General features: G+C 71.2%; 12 protein-coding genes. 4 read left to right on the top strand and 8 right to left on the bottom strand.

The features are described 5' to 3' along the window. Window positions 1-11: 11 nt before the first annotated feature. Both FBY41_RS02020 and FBY41_RS02015 read right to left on the bottom strand, forming a co-directional pair. Window positions 12-2072: a hydantoinase B/oxoprolinase family protein gene (locus FBY41_RS02020; RefSeq protein ID WP_141841755.1), complete on the bottom strand. Its 2061-nt coding sequence runs from the start codon at window positions 2070-2072 to the stop codon at window positions 12-14. 1 nt (window position 2073) lies between these two features. Next, complete coding sequence (locus tag FBY41_RS02015; RefSeq protein WP_141841754.1) at window positions 2074-4209, bottom strand: hydantoinase/oxoprolinase family protein; 2136 nt, start codon at window positions 4207-4209, stop codon at window positions 2074-2076. Window positions 4210-4338: 129 nt separating this feature from the next. On the opposite strand from FBY41_RS02015, the gene FBY41_RS02010 reads away from it, so the two are divergent. From FBY41_RS02010 to FBY41_RS01995, 4 genes are all read left to right on the top strand, one after another. Next, window positions 4339-4785, top strand: a complete 447-nt coding sequence (locus FBY41_RS02010) for a YciI family protein (RefSeq protein WP_141841753.1) — start codon at window positions 4339-4341, stop codon at window positions 4783-4785. Then, entirely contained in the window at window positions 4782-6005 is a 1224-nt protein-coding gene (locus FBY41_RS02005) for an RNA polymerase sigma factor (RefSeq protein ID WP_141841752.1), read from the top strand. The genes FBY41_RS02010 and FBY41_RS02005 overlap by 4 nt, the downstream gene beginning before the upstream one ends. A gap of 268 nt (window positions 6006-6273) precedes the next feature. Next, a complete protein-coding gene (locus tag FBY41_RS02000) occupies window positions 6274-7224 on the top strand; it encodes a hypothetical protein (RefSeq protein ID WP_141841751.1) in 951 nt (316 codons plus the stop codon). Between the two features lie 10 nt (window positions 7225-7234). Then, window positions 7235-7732: an RDD family protein gene (locus FBY41_RS01995; RefSeq protein WP_141841750.1), complete on the top strand. Its 498-nt coding sequence runs from the start codon at window positions 7235-7237 to the stop codon at window positions 7730-7732. Window positions 7733-7827: 95 nt separating this feature from the next. Here the strand turns inward: FBY41_RS01995 and FBY41_RS01990 are convergent, their stop codons facing one another. From FBY41_RS01990 to FBY41_RS01965, 6 genes are all read right to left on the bottom strand, one after another. Next, a complete protein-coding gene (locus tag FBY41_RS01990; RefSeq protein WP_141841749.1) occupies window positions 7828-8751 on the bottom strand; it encodes a carbon-nitrogen hydrolase family protein in 924 nt (307 codons plus the stop codon). Window position 8752: 1 nt separating this feature from the next. Next, window positions 8753-9433 carry an SRPBCC family protein gene (locus FBY41_RS01985; protein ID WP_141841748.1) on the bottom strand — a complete coding sequence of 227 codons (681 nt, stop codon included), beginning with the start codon at window positions 9431-9433 and terminating at the stop codon, window positions 8753-8755. After that, window positions 9430-11862, bottom strand: coding sequence for an aerobic carbon-monoxide dehydrogenase large subunit (gene cutA, locus FBY41_RS01980; RefSeq protein WP_141841747.1), 2433 nt, complete (start codon window positions 11860-11862; stop codon window positions 9430-9432). Before cutA ends, FBY41_RS01985 begins: the two co-directional genes overlap by 4 nt. Further along, complete coding sequence (locus FBY41_RS01975; protein WP_141841746.1) at window positions 11859-12413, bottom strand: (2Fe-2S)-binding protein; 555 nt, start codon at window positions 12411-12413, stop codon at window positions 11859-11861. Before FBY41_RS01975 ends, cutA begins: the two co-directional genes overlap by 4 nt. Further along, a complete protein-coding gene (locus FBY41_RS01970) occupies window positions 12413-13294 on the bottom strand; it encodes an FAD binding domain-containing protein (RefSeq protein WP_141841745.1) in 882 nt (293 codons plus the stop codon). The genes FBY41_RS01975 and FBY41_RS01970 overlap by 1 nt, the downstream gene beginning before the upstream one ends. Window positions 13295-13447: 153 nt before the next feature. Then, on the bottom strand, window positions 13448-14932 hold the full coding sequence (locus tag FBY41_RS01965) for a uracil-xanthine permease family protein (protein WP_141841744.1): 1485 nt from the start codon (window positions 14930-14932) through the stop codon (window positions 13448-13450). Window positions 14933-14980 lie beyond the last annotated feature (48 nt).

The raw sequence follows: 14980 nt of genomic DNA, 5'->3' as shown, positions 1-14980 counted from the left end.
GGGGTGAGAGGTCAGAGCCAGTCGACCTCGGCGGTCGTGCGACCCTCGGCCAGGGCGGCATACCCAGGCCCCCGGTCGAAGAAGGGCTGCTCACCGAACCGCTCGGAGCGCAGCTGCGCCCGCAGCTGCTCCGACGCCTCGGCGTCGATGACCGGCTCGTCGATGGTGCCGGTGGCGACGACGCCGTAGTCGCGACGCGCGCCCGCGAACGACACCTTGCCCCAGCGCAGGTCGCGCTCGACGTCGGCGAGCGGCCGGTCGAGGGGGTCGCCCCAGCCGCCGCCACCGGTCGTGCGGATGCGGATGACCTGGCCGGCGCGCACGGGCTCGGCGTCCGCGAGGGCGTCGACCACCCGCTCGTCGGGGCCGCCGAGGTCGATCGTCACCTCGAAGGAAGCGCCGGCCTTGCCACCCTTGACTCCCCAGCAGGCGAGGATGGACCGGTCCGCGATCGACATGAAGCGCGCGTCCTGGAGCATGCGGAGGTGCTTCTCGTAGCCGAGACCGCCGCGGTGCAGCCCCGCACCGCCTGAGTCAACGGCGAGGCCGAGGCGCTCGACGATGAACGGGAAGCGGCTCTCGGTGAACTCGGTCGGCAGGTTGCGGCTGTCGGGGACGACGTGGATGGTGTCCTCGCCGTCGGCGTAGTAGCGCCCGCCCGACCCGCCACCGAGCACCTCGCGCATGAGGTAGTCGTTGCCGTCGCGGTCCTTGCCGTAGACCCCGGTGTAGCGGATCGTCTCCTGGTCGGCCGGCATCCTGCCGTCGACGGCCTTGGCGACGACGCCGGCGAGGACACCGAGCAGGCGCAGGATGACGAAGGTGCGGGCGTTGGTCGGTGCGGGATAGATCGGGGTGAGCAGGGTGCCCTTCTCGGGGAAGCGCATCTCGATGAGCGGCACGATGCCCTCGTTGACGTCGAGCTCGGCCATCCGCTCGGGGGTGTCGGCGAGGTTGCGCAGGATCGGCGCCAGCCACTTCTTGAGGAAGTTGCCGCCGACGTAGTCGCCGCAGTGGTTGATCGGGCCCTTCGCCTGCGGCGCCGTGCCGGTGAAGTCGATGACGAGCTTCGGGCCGCCCTCGGGGTACTGGTCGGAGCGCCCCGGCCCGCCGGTCGACTGCTTCGTCAGCGTGATCCGCTGGGTGTGCAGCCTCGGCTCGTCGACGCCGTCGTGCTCGGCGTAGTCCTCCCAGACGTAGGTGCCGTCGGGGATCTTGCTGAGGATCTCGCGGCGGTAGGTCTCGGTGGTCCGGTCGAGGATGGTGTCGAAGGCCGCCTCGATCGTGTCGCGGCCGTAGCGTTCGAACAGCTCGGCGAGGCGCCGCGCGCCCATGAGGCAGGCGGAGCACTCGGCGTCGAGGTCGGCAGCGAGGCTGTCAGGCATACGGCTGTTGCGCGTCATGATGCGCAGTGCTGCCTCGTTGGGAACTCCCTTGTCCCACAGTTTGATCGGCGGTACGGAGAGCCCTTCCTCGAACACCGAACGCGCGTGGCTCGGCATCGACCCCGGCACGCCACCGCCGATGTCGTCGTGGTGCCCGAAGGCCTGCACGAAGGCGACGACCTCGCCGTCCGCGAAGACGGGCACGGTGACGCAGAGGTCGGGCAGGTGGCCGATGCCGCCCTCGGACTCGTAGACGTCGTTGTGGAAGTAGACGTCGCCCTCCTCCATCTCCGCCAGCGGGAAGTCGCGCACGACGGGATGCACGAGGGCGCTGTAGGAGCGGCCGGTGAGCTTGCGCAGCTGGCGGTCGTGGATGCCGGCGCGGAAGTCGTGCGCGTCGCGGATCATGGGGGAGCGTGACGTCCGGGCGATCGCGGTCTCGACCTCCATCTCGACGCTCGCGAGCGTGCCCTCGACGATCTCGACGAGGATGGGGTCGACCGTGGTGCCCTCTGGCGTCAGGCGGTTGCCGTGCTCATAGGCGGTCGGCAGGCCCGCCGGGTTGACGGGGGCGTCGTCCCTCCCCGCGGGTATGCCGTCCGGCCGGCTCGCGGGGCTGGTTCCTCCGTGCCCGGCGCGGTCAGCGGGGGCGAGCCGCACGGCGGCGGTCTGGCAGGAGAAGCACATGTCAGGCCTCCTTGGTGATGACGAGGTTGCCGAGTGCGTCGACGCGCACCCCGAATCCCGGGTGCACGGGGACGGTCGAGCCGAACTCCTCGATGACGGCGGGCCCGGTGATGACGTCGCCGGCGAGCAGGTCGAGGCGCCACCAGAGGTCGGTGTCGACATAGCCGGTGTCGGGGTCGAAGCAGACCGGGCGGGTGCCGCGATGGGCGCGCGCCCGCATGCTCTCCGTGGACGACTCCGCCGGGTCGAGCTCGCGCAGGACCGGGCGGGTGATCGGACCGATTCCGGTGACGCGCAGGTTGACCCACTCGACCTGCTGGCGCGGGTCGTCGCGGAAGTCGTAGCCGTAGAGCGCGCGGTGCTCGTCGTGGAAGCGCGAGGCGAGGGCGGCGGCATACCCCTCGTCGACGGCGCCGTCGGGCGCGGGGACACGGACCTCGTAGGCCTGGCCGAAGTAGCGCAGGTCGACGGTCCGCGTGTAGCGGTGGGCATCTCTCGAGAACCCTTGTGCATCAAGGGCGTTGGCGGCATTGGTGGTGAGCTCGTCGAAGGTGCGCTGCACCGCCGCATGGTCGAGGGTCGAGTGCCGCGCCACCGACGTCTGCACGTAGTCGTTCTTCACGTCGACGGTCAGCAGCCCGAAGGCAGAGACGTTGCCGGGGTTCTGCGGCACGACGACGCCGGCGAGGCCGAGGATGTCGACGAGGCGGCAGGCGAGCAGCGAGCCCGAGCCGCCGAAGGTCGTCAGCATGAAGTCGCGCACGTCGAGACCACGCTTGACGCTGACCTGGCGCAGGGCGTTGGCCTGGTTCCAGGCGGAGATCTCGAGAATCCCTGTGGCACAACGGTCGATGTCGAGACCGACGCGTTCGGCCAGCTCGGTGATGCCGGCACGCGCGGCCTCGACCGCGAGGGGGATCTCGCCGCCGAGCAGGTGCGGGGGGATGCGTCCGAGCATCACGTGAGCGTCGGTGATGGTCGGCGCGGTGCCGCCCCTGGCGTAGCAGAGTGGGCCGGGGTCCGCGCCGGCCGACTGGGGGCCGACCTTGAGCGAGCCCTCGGGTGAGATCCACGCGATCGAGCCTCCGCCGGCGCCCACGGTGACGACGTCGATCATCGGGATCTTGCTCGGGTAGGCGCCGACCGACCCCTCGGTCGTCAGGGTCGGCTCGCCGGAGAGCACGACGGAGACGTCGGTCGACGTGCCGCCCCCGTCGCAGGTCAGCACCTTGTCGAAGCCGGCGCGGCTCGCGATGAGGCCGGCGCCGAGAGCGCCTGCAGCAGGTCCCGAGAGCACCGTCGTGATCGGCTGGTTGACGACCTCGTCGGCCGACAGCACGCCGCCGTTGCTCTTCATCACCCAGAACGGCAGCCGGGCCGATGTATCCGCGCGGGCCAGGGCAGGCGTCGATACATCGACCGGCGGTGCGAGGAAGTCGTCGAGCCGGGCGCGGATGTTCGCGACGTAGCGTGACACGTTCGGCTTGACCGCGGCGTCGACGAGGGTCGTCATCGAGCGTTCGTACTCGCGGTACTCGCGCAGCACCTCCGAGCTGATCGAGACGACGGCGTCGGGATGCTCGCGGCGCAGGACGTCGCGCATGGCGAGCTCGTGGCTGTCGTCGGCGTAGGAGTGCAGGAAGCAGACGCCGATCGTCGTGATGCCGCGATCCTTGAACCACCGGGCGACCGCCCCAGCGCGTTCTTCGTCGAAGGGGCGGATCTCTTTGCCCTCGAAGTCGACTCGCCCACCCACCGTCTTGACGTGGTCGGCCGGGACGATGCGCGGGGGCTTGACCCAGAAGTAGGAGTTGCCGTAGCCGTCGGGCACGGCCTGGCGCGCGATCTCGAGGACGAACTCGTAGCCTTCGGTCGTGATGAAGCCCAGGGCCTCGACCTTGCCCTCGAGCAGCTTGTTCGTCGCGACGGTCGTGCCGTGAGAGACCGACGTGATGTCGTCGCCGCTCGCGCCCATGCGGTCGAGGACCTTGCGGACGCCGGTGAGGAAGCCGTCGGCGGGGTTGCCGGGGGTCGACGGGGTCTTCGTCGTCACGACGTCGCCGGAGTCCTCGTCGAGCGCGACGACGTCGGTGAACGTGCCCCCGGTGTCGATGCCGATGCGGATTCGTCGCGTCATGGGAAGAATCCAACCCAGCCCTCAGGGCGGTGGCGTTGGCACAACCTGCCAATGTCGAGAACCGCACCTCGGCTCCGTCTGAGGGATGAGCGTGCCACGCTGGGCACGCCGTCACGAAGGAGAGCAGTCATGGCGAAGTACCTCATCGGTGTCGACTTCCAGCCCGGGAACGCCGACACCCCGATGTCCGAGTGGGCGCCCGAAGAGGTGCAGGCGCACCTCGACTACTACGGCGCCCTCATGGACGAGCTCGTCGCACGCGGCGAGCTCGTCGGGTCGACCATCCTGACGGGGCCAGACCTCGCCAAGATCGTCCGCTCCTCCGGCGGCGCGCCCGTCGTCACGGACGGCCCGTTCCAGGAGTTCAAGGAGTGGCTTGCCGGCTTCCAGATCGTCGAGGTCGACTCCGAGGAGCGCGCGATCGAGATCGCCGCGCGCCTGTCGGCGGTCCCCGGACCCGGCGGCGTGCCCCTCGCCCAGCCGATCCACGTGCGGCAGGTGATGGACGACGACGACGTGCCGTCCGACGCCGACTCCATGGATGACTTCCTGCGCACTGCCGAGGGCGTCCGCTGAGCCCAACCCACGCGGTCGACGACCTGCTGCGCACCTTGGCGCCGCAGGTCGTCGGCATCGTCAGCCGGAGGTTCGGCGACTTCAACGGTGCCGAGGACGCCACCCAGGAGGCCCTCATCGCCGCGGCGCGACGGTGGCCGGGGGAGGGCGTGCCGGACCAGCCTCGCGCATGGCTCGTCCGCGTGGCGTCGCGGCGCCTCGTCGACACCTGGCGCAGCGACTCCGCGCGCCGCGAGCGCGAGGCCCGGGTCGTCGCGTGGGACGTGCCCGCGACGGACGCACCCGACCGGGACGACAGCCTCACGGTGCTCTTCCTCTGCTGCCACCCCGCGCTGACGCCGGCGTCGGCCATCGCGCTCACGCTGCGCGCCGTGGGTGGCCTCACCACGGCTGAGATCGCGCGAGCCTTCCTCGTGCCGGAGGCGACGATGGCGCAGCGGATCAGCCGCGCCAAGACGCAGATCCGCCAGTCGGGCGAGCGCTTCCGTATGCCGTCCGGTGCCGATCGCGACCAACGGCTCCGGTCGGTGCTCCACGTCCTCTACCTCGTCTTCAACGAGGGCTACACGAGCACGCGCGGGGAGCAGCTGCAACGGGTCGACCTCTGCGGTGAGGCGATCCGGATGACCCGGCTCCTCGTGGCGGGCTCACCCAGCGATCCCGAGGCCCTGGGCCTGCTCGCCCTCATGCTGCTGCTCGACGCCCGCCGGCCGGCGCGCACCGACGTCAGCGGTCGGCTCGTGCCGCTGCCCGAGCAGGATCGCTCGCTGTGGGATCGCGGGCTGGCGGCGGAGGGAGTCGACCTGCTCGGACGAGCGATGGCGCACCGCGATGTGGGGGAGTACCAGCTCCAGGCCGCCATCGCGGCTGCCCACGACCGGGCGCGTTCGGCCGAGGCGACGGACTGGAGCGAGATCTCTGAGCTCTACGGGCTGCTCGAGTCGGTCACGGGCAACCCCGTCGTCACGCTCAACCGTGCCGTCGCGGTCGCGATGGCTGACGGGCCGGAGCAGGGGCTGCGACTCGTCGACTCCGTCGCGGACCGTCTGGGAGACACGCAACGGTGGCTCGGCGTGCGTGGGCACCTCCTCGAGATGGTGGGTGACACCGACGCGGCGGCGGACCACCTCGAGCGCGCGGCCTCCGTGGCGGTGAACGTCGCCGAGCAGCGACACCTGCTGGCCCAGGTGGCCCGCCTCCGGCATACGGGCACCCCCTGACCACACCGTCGAACGCGCAGCCGGCCACCCGATCGAAAGAGCAGTTCGTCGGCTCGGCCGCGGGCGGCCTCCCGACGAACTGCTCTTTCGATTGGGGTGGAGGTGGGGGAAAGGGGTGGTTCGTCCTCCGGGGAGCAGTGCCCCTGCGCCTCTCGGGTCACCCGATGGAGATGACGCGCGACGTCGCTGCGAAGCGGATGATGGTGGTGTTGGCCCACCACATCGTCGTCAGGAGGCTGCCGTGCACCTCGGACCGCCGGATGCCCCCGTGTCTGCGTCGCCCTCTGCGCCGCGCATCCCCGAGGGAGGTGCCGGTTGGACGGGCGCCGATGCCGCCGACGCGGTGCTCGGCCTCGCCGTCGTCGCGCTCGAGGCGGCGCGGCGTGCCGGCGCCCTCCCCCTCGTCGGCGCTCCGCTGCGGGCTGCCGTCAAGCTCCCCGTCGAGGCCGCACGGGTGGCGCGTCGGCAATCCTGGGTCCGCGAGCTGCTGAGGTTGGGCGATCGCGAGCGTCGCGAGGCGCTCGAGCGGGCAGACGCGCTGGCCCGACGAGTCGCTCCGGGGCTCGTCGACTCCGTGCTCGGCTACGTCGACGTCAACGAGCTCGTGCGCAAGCACGTCGACCTCGACGCGCTCGCAGCCGAGCTCGACGTCGACGCGGTCGTGGCTCGGGCTGACCTCGAGAAGGCGATCGACCGGGTCGACATCGACGGCATCGTCGCCGGGGTGGACCTCCAGCGCATCATCGACCGCATCGACGTCGACGCGATCGTCGCCCGCGCCGACATCCAGGCGGTCATCGACCGCGTGGACGTCGACTCGGTGGTGGCCAAGGCCGACCTGCAGAAGGCGATCGACCGGGTCGACATCGACGAGGTGGTCGCCGGGGTGGACCTCGAGCGGATCATCGACCGCATCGACGTCGACGCCGTCGTCGCCCGTGCCGACTTCGACAAGGTCATCGCCAAGCTCGACCTCATCGAGCTGGCGGAGTTCGTCGTCGAGGGCATCGACCTTCCGGGCATCATCCGCAGCTCGACCGGCTCGATGGCCTCCGAGGGTCTGCGCGAGGTCCGCCGCCAGGGCATCGGCGCCGACGAGCGGGTGTCGCACGTCGTCGATCGGATCCTGCGCAGGCAGGAGCGTTCACCGGGCCAGCCGACGCCCCGAGACCGTGGCGGCGCCCCCGTGCCGGCAGCACCCAACGGATCCGACCACTGAGGCGGGCACGATGGAGCTGCCTGAGGACCTCCCCCAGAACGGCGCTGCGCGCGTCACGGTGCCGACCGCGGCCCGGTCCGTGCAGGGCCACCGCGCCGGCATCGTCACGAGGACGCTCGCAGCGTGCGTCGACGCCGCCGTCGGCGTGGCCGCTGTCGCGCTGGGGTATGCCGGTGTCGTCGCTGCCTACTTCGTGCTGAGTCCCCGAGGGTTCAGCTTCCCGGACCCCGGCTTCGGCCTCCTCTTCGCCTGCTTCCTCGGCTTCCTCGTCTGTTACTTCACCCTCGCCTGGGCGACGACGGGTCGCACCTACGGCGCGCGCCTGCTGGGGCTGCGCGTCGTCAACTCGCGCGGTGACCGGGTGCGGCCGCTCATCGCCCTGTGGCGCGCCCTGCTCTGCGTCTTCGTCCCCATCGTTCTCTTCTGGGTCGTCATCAGCCGCGAGAACCGTTCTGCCGCAGACATGCTCCTGCGCACCTCCGTGATCTACGACTGGGCGTCCTCCTAGGTCGCCCGCCCCCAGGGTGGCTGCGGCCTCGTGACATCAGCGGCCGGCATACGGGCTGGTGCCTGAGTCGTCGAGGCGACGAGCTGCTCTCTCGATCAGCCGGCCTCGCCGCGGTGGATGGGGGCGTGCGCGAACGGTGTCTCGGCGGGCCGCTCGAGGTCGTCGCGGTGGTTGCGGATGAGATCGAGGTTGCGGTCGCGCAGGTGGTCGAAGGACTGCCCGATGTTGGAGCCGGGTGTCAGGGAGGCAAGGGCCTCGGCAGGGTCGAGGCGGGCGGTGACCCACCCCTCGTGGGTGGCGGCGCGGGCGACGACGTGGCCGATGGGAGTGACGATGTGCGAGTTGCCGAAGTAGAGCACTCCGGCGGGGTCAGTCCCGACGGCGTTCGCGCCGATGACGTAGACGTGGTTGTCGTAGGCGCGGGCGCGGGACGTGAGGTCCCAGATGTCGGCCGAGCGCAGCAGGGCCGACGGGCGGCAGATGACCTCGGCGCCCTGGACGGCCTGGATGCGTGACAGCTCGGGGTAGTCGCCGTCGAAGCAGATGATCATGCCGATGCGGCCGAGGTCGGTGTCGCACACGGTGACGGTGTCGCCGGGCGTCACCCACCCGCCGCCCGTGACGATCTCGGAGCAGAAGGGATGCGTCTTGCGATAGACGCCGAGCACCTCGCCCGAGGGCGCGATGAGCACCGACGAGTTGTAGACGACCCCGCGCTCGGGGCCGCGCTCGTAGGTGCCGACGCACAGGTGCACGCCGAGCTCACGGGCCACCTCCTGCAGGGGCTCGGTCATCGGGCCGGGCAGCTCGGTGACGAGGTCCCAGAGCTCCTCCTTCGAGCAGCCGGGGGTGAAGCCGGTGGTGGCCGTCTCGGGGAGCACGACGAGCTCGGCCCCGGTCGCGGCGACACAGCGCCGCGTCCTCTCCACGCAGTGCTCGACGTTGGTCGTGATGGTCTCGGCGGTGAGCGGGGCTGCCACTGGGGCGATCTGGACAGCGGCCGCGGTGAACGCGCGCACGTCAGCGCCTCCGTCCGAGCCGTGCGCCGAGCGCGACCCCGAGCAGGGCGATGACGCCGCCGGCGACGACCCCGAGGGCGAAGCCTCGCGGCCCCTCGAGTGCCGACCCGGACGGCTGCGAGGCTCGCCCGGGGTAGGACCGCGGTGCGCTCCCTGCGCCCGCCATGGGGGCCGGCGCAGCGCCGACGGCCTCGGGGCCACCCGCGAGCGGCGGGGTGGCCACCCCCGTGCCCGCGCCGTTGAGGCCGGCGATGTCGGCGTCGAGGGCGGCGAAGAACTCACCTGCCATCTTGCGCGTGACGCCCGACAGCATCCGCTGCCCGACGCCACCGATGGCACCACCCACGGAGGCGTCGGCGTCGTAGGTGAGCTCGGTGCCTCCGAGCGGGGTCTCGGCGAGTCGAACGACGACGAGCGCGTCGACCGTGCCGGGTGCGCCGACTCCCGAGGCGCGCATCGCGAAGGAGGTCGGCGGCTGGGGCTCGAGCAGGGCCACCTCACCGTCGTAGGTGCCCTTGATGGCGGCCACCCCCGCAGTGACGGTCATCGCGTAGTGGTGGTCGGCGAGCTCCGTGAGGCGCTCGCACCCGGGCAGGCAGCGGGCGAGGACCGCCGGGTCGTGGACGGCGTCCCACACCTGGTGGGGCGGCGCCGCGAGCCTCGAGGTGCCGGTGATCTTCATGCCGTCGTCTCCTTGGGTGCGGTGCGGGTCGCGCGGTGCAGGGACGGGATCTCGCCGGCGGCGTGACGGCGGCGCAGCTCCCAGAGGTCGTTGGGTGAGATCGGCATCCGGGTGATCGGGAATCCCTCGGCGTCCTCGATCGCGGAGGCGATGACGGCCGACACGGGGATGCAGCCCGCCTCGCCGGCGCCCTTGATGCCCAGGGGATTCAGTGGCGACGGCGTCTCGAGGTGGTCGGTCTCGATCGTCGGCACCTCGGACGCGTAGGGCACGAGGAAGTCCATGAACGAGGCGTTGAGCAGCTGGCCCGACTCGTCGTAGGCCATCCGCTCGTAGAGGGCGCCGCCGACGCCCTGGGCGACCCCGCCGTGCACCTGGCCCTCGACGATCATCGGGTTGATCATCGTGCCGCAGTCGTGCACGACGCAGTAGCGCAGGATGCGGATCTCGGCGGTGACGGGGTCGGTCTCGACGATCGCCGCGTGCATGCCGTTGGCGAAGGTCGCCTGGGTGGGGGAGTAGAAGTCGCGCCCCTCGAGGCCGGGCTCGTCGTCATCGGCGACCGGAGGCTTGTCGGGGTCGAAGGTGCCCGCGAACTGCGTTGCGGCCTGGGCGGCCTCGTCGAACGCATATCTCAGCGGGTTCGACAGCACCGACACCGTGCCGAGCGACATCGACGTCGCGGGTGCGCCCTTGACGCGCACGGTGCCCTCGACGATCTCGAGGTCCTGCGGTGACACCTCGAGCGCGTCGGCAGCGATGCGCAGCGCCTTGGTCCGCACCTTGCGGGCCGCGAGGGCGATCGCGCTGCCGCTCATGACCGCGGCGCGCGACGCGAAGGTGCCCACGGCGTACGCCATCTTGCGGCTGTCGCCCGTCGTCACGTGGACGTCCTCGAGGCGCACGCCGAGCTCGTCGGCGACGATCTGCGCGAAGACGGTCTCGTGGCCCTGGCCCTGCGACGTCAGTCCCGTCGAGACGTTGACGCGGCCGCTCGTCTCGATCTGGATGTGGCCGCCCTCGTAGGGTCCGACGCCGGTGCCCTCGACGTAGCACCCGATCCCGAGCCCGACGCGGCGCCCTTCGGCCTCCGCCGTCGCACGGTATGCCGCGAAGTCGTCCCAGCCCACGAGCGCCTTGATCTTGGCGAGGCTCGCCGGGAAGTCCCCGGAGTCGTACTTGAGCGGCCGGCCGTCCTGGAAGAGCAGCCCGTGGTCGTAGGGCATCTCGCTCGGGAGGATGAAGTTGCGCGAACGCACCTCGGTGCGGTCGAGGGCGAGCTCGTCGGCGATGGCGTCCATCGCCCGCTCCATCGCGAAACAGCCCTGGGGGCGGCCGGCGCCGCGATAGGGCGTGACGAGAACGGTGTTCGTGTAGAGCGACCAGAACTCGCAGCGGTACGCGCCCGGCTTGTAGGGGCCGAGCAGCTGGGTGGAGGTGATGATCGGCACGATGATCCCGTAGGGCGTGTAGGCGCCGTTGTCGTGCCAGAGCTTGACGTCGAGCGCGAGCAGCCTTCCGTCGTCGTCGAATCCAATGGTCACCGTCTGCAGCTGACCGCGCTCGTGGGCGGCGGAGACGAAGTGCTCGCGGCGGTCCTCGGTGAACTTGACCGGTTGGCCGAGCAGCCGGGCCGCCCAGGGCACGAGCACCTCCTCGGGCCAGGGGTGCACGATCTTGACGCCGAAGCCGCCACCGACGTCGGGGGCGATGCACTCGACCTTGGCGAGCGGCAGGTCGAGCTTGGCGGCGACGGCGGCGCGCACGCCCGTCGAGGTCTGCGTCGAGGACCAGAGGCGCAGCTCGCCGCGCTCGTCGTCCCAGCGGGCGTAGACCCCGCGCCCCTCCATCGGGGTGCAGGCGCTGCGCTCGATGTCGAGTTCGAGGGTGAGGGTGTGCGGTGAAGCGGCGAGGGCAGCGTCGACGTCGCCGACCTCCTGGAGCATGTGGGCGGCGACGTTGCCCGGCACGTCGTCGTGCACGAGCCGGACGCCGTCGCGGGCGGCCTCGATGCCGACGACCGGCGGCAGCTGCTCGTAGGTGACGCGGATGCGCTGACAGGCGTCCTCGGCGACGTAGCGGTCGGTCGCGACGACCATGACGACCGCCTCGCCGACGTGGTTGACCTCGTCGCGGGCGAGGGCATGGCCCGTGCGCCCGTGCGTGAGCGTCGGGTGCGGGATGAGCAGCGGCAGCGGCTCGCCGACGCGACCGGGCAGGTCCTCGTGGACGTAGATGCCGACGACTCCCTCGACGTCGACCGCGTCGGCAGCATCGATCTCGACGATGCGGGCGTGCGCGTGCGGGCTGCGCACGAAGGCGGCAGCGAGGGCGTCGTGCCCGAGGTCGTCGAGGTAGCGACCGCCGCCGCTGACGAGTCGAGGATCCTCCTTGCGCCGAATCGGTGCACCGAACATCTGCGTCGTCATGCGGGCTCCCCGCCGCCGGAGGCAGCCGCCTCGCCACGCCGCTCGGCCGTGATCTCAGCCGCGCGCAGGACGCTCTTGACGATGTTCTGGTAGCCGGTGCACCGGCAGAGGTTGCCCGAGATCGCCTCGCGCGCCTCCTCGTTCGTCGGCGTCGGGTTCTCCTCGAGGTAGGCGGTGACCGTCGTGAGGAAGCCCGGGGTGCAGAAGCCGCACTGGAGCCCGTGGCACTCGGCGAAGGCCTGCTGCACCGGGCTCAACGACTCACCCGTGGGGGCCACTCGTGCGTCGGTCGAGGAGCCGAGCCCCTCGACCGTCGTGATCTCGTGCTGCTGCGCCGACACGGCGAACATCAGGCACGAGCGCATCGGCGCGCCGTCGACGAGCACCGTGCACGCGCCGCACACCCCGTGCTCGCAGCCGACATGGGTGCCGGTGAGGCGCAGGTCGTGACGGAGGAAGTCCGAGAGCAGGCGCCGGGCCGGCACGGCGGCCGTCCGCCGCACCCCGTTGACGGTCACCGTCACGTCATGAAGCGTCTCAACGTCCGTCATCACCGATCTCCTTCTGCCGCAAGGGCACTCTCGTCGAGCACGCGCCGGGTGAGCTCGCCGACGAGCATCCGCCGGTAGTCGCTCGTCGCGTGGATGTCGCTCTCCGGCTGCACGTGGTCGCGAACTGCCTGGGCGGCGGCGTCCACCGCCACGCCCCAGGCCGTGGACCCGGGCTCGGTGCCCGCGAGCACGGGACCGAGATCGAGCACTGAGGGCACGTCGGTGACGGAGACGAACGACGCGCGGGCCTCGGTGACGACGCCGTCGGCGACCGTCACCCTGACGCCCACGCCAGCCAGCGCGTAGTCGCCGTGGCGCCGAGCAGACTCCCTGAAGGCGGTGTGCGTGCCCGCGGGGAAGCGGCCGAATCGCACTGCGACAGCGAGCTCGTCGATGGAGAGGGTGGTCTCGAGGGGCCCGGCGAAAAAGTCCTGCCAGCCGATCTCTCGAGTCCCTCGGGTGCTCACGGCCTCGACGACGCCGTCGCAGAGCGCCAGCACGGCAGGCATCTCGCCTGCGGGGTCGGCGTGCGCGATCGATCCCACCGTCGTGCCGCGGTTGCGGATGGCGGGGTGGGCGACGTTGAGGGTCGCCTGGCGCAGGAGGGGGAGGGCGGCATACGCCTCCTCGGAGCGGGCGAGCGCCGCGTGCCGCACGAGCGCGCCGACGCGGACGGCCTCGTCGCCCACGACGATGCCGTCGAGCCCTTCGACGCCGTTGATGTCGACGAGGTGGGCCGGCGCGGCGAGGCGCATGTTGAGGATCGGCACGAGGCTCTGCCCGCCGGCGAGCACCTTGCCGTCGTGGCCGACCTGCCCGAGCACGGCGGCGGCCTCGCCGACGGTGCGCGGCGCGTGGTGCACGAAGGGGGCTGGCTTCACCGAATCGATCCTGCCTTCCGATCGGCGCGGGCACTAGGGGGCTGGTCGCATCCCTGGGCCCGCGCTCTTGTCAGGTTGTGCCGTCAACACCGTGGGCCCCCGATGACGCATCGGGGGCCCACGGGTGCGGTATGCCGTCCGGCTCAGCCGGGGTCAGCGCCGCCGGTCCGGTCCGCCGGGTGCGTCCTGGTAGAGGTCGTCGATGCCGTCGGCGTCGCCGTAGTCTCCCTCCCTCTCGCCGAGGGAGATCATCGTGCCTCCGGCGGCGTCGGCCCGGTCACGCAGCTCGGACGGGGCGATGGCCCGGGCGAGGTGGTAGGCGCCGACGGCCACGATGGTGCCGAGGGCGATGCCGCCGAGCGAGAAGCTGTCGGAGAAGACGAGCGTCACGTTGCCGATGCCGATGACGATGCCGGCGGCCACCGGCACGAGGTTGATCGGGTTGCCGAAGTCGACGCCGTTCTCCTTCCAGATCTTCGCGCCGAGCAGGCCGATCATGCCGTAGAGCACGACCGTGATGCCGCCGAGCACCCCGCCGGGCACCGAGGCCACGAGCGCTCCGAACTTCGGCGAGAGCCCGAAGATGATCGCGACCGCGGCCGCGACGTAGTAGGCCGCGGTGGAGTAGACGCGCGTCGCGGCCATGACACCGATGTTCTCCGCATACGTCGTCGTCGGAGAGCCGCCGACAGAGGAGGCGATCATCGTGCCGACGCCGTCTGCGGCGATGGCGCGGCCCATGGAGGGGTCGAGGTTGGTCTTCGTCATCTCGGCGACGGCCTTGACGTGGCCGGTGTTCTCGGCGATGAGCGCGACCACGGCGGGCAGGACGAGGAGGATCGCGGCGACCGAGAACGACGGGGCGTGGATGCCGACGATCTCCTTGCCGTCGGCTCCCATCGTCGTCGACGGCGGCAGGCCGAACCACGGCTGCGAGGCGATGTTGTCGAAGTTCGTGCGGAAGTGCGTCGTCACCTTGCCGGCGCCCGCGTCGTAGGAGGTGATCTGGCCGAAGATCTGGTCGAAGAGCCACGAGATGACGTAGCCGAAGATCAGCGCGAGGAAGACCGCGATGCGCGAGACGAATCCCTTGAAGGCGACGGCGCAGACGATGGTGAAGAGCATGACGAGCAGCGCCACCCACTGGTCCTGCGGCCAGTAGATGTTGGCGACGACGGGGGCGAGGTTGAAGCCGATGAGCATGACGACGGCGCCGGTGACGACCGGCGGCAGCACCTTGTGCAGCACGGCGGAGCCGGCGAAGTGGATGCCGACACCGACGAGGGCCAGCACGAGACCGGCCACGAGGATGGCGCCCGTGACGTCCTGGGAGGTGCCGCCCTGGGCCCGGATCGCGACGACGGCGCCGACGAAGCTCGCCGACGTGCCGAGGTAGCTCGGGACCTTGCCCTTGACGATGAGCAGGAAGCAGATCGTCGCGACACCGCTCATCATGATCGCGAGCTGCGGGTTGAGCCCCATGACGAGCGGGAAGACGAAGGTCGCCCCGAACATCGCCACGACGTGCTGGGCGCCGAGCCCGGCGGTCCTGCCCCACGTGAGCCGCTCGTCGGGGGCCACGACGTCGTCGGGCCCCAAGGTCCTGCCGTCGCCGTGAAGTTTCCAGCCCAAAGCCATTCCGACTCCTATGGTCGCCGCGCGTCACGCGGATCCGGTCCCCTGCTC

Source organism: Humibacillus xanthopallidus (genome assembly GCF_006716675.1).
Lineage (GTDB): Bacteria > Actinomycetota > Actinomycetes > Actinomycetales > Dermatophilaceae > Humibacillus > Humibacillus xanthopallidus_B.
This window is presented reverse-complemented; position numbering and strand designations above follow the sequence as displayed.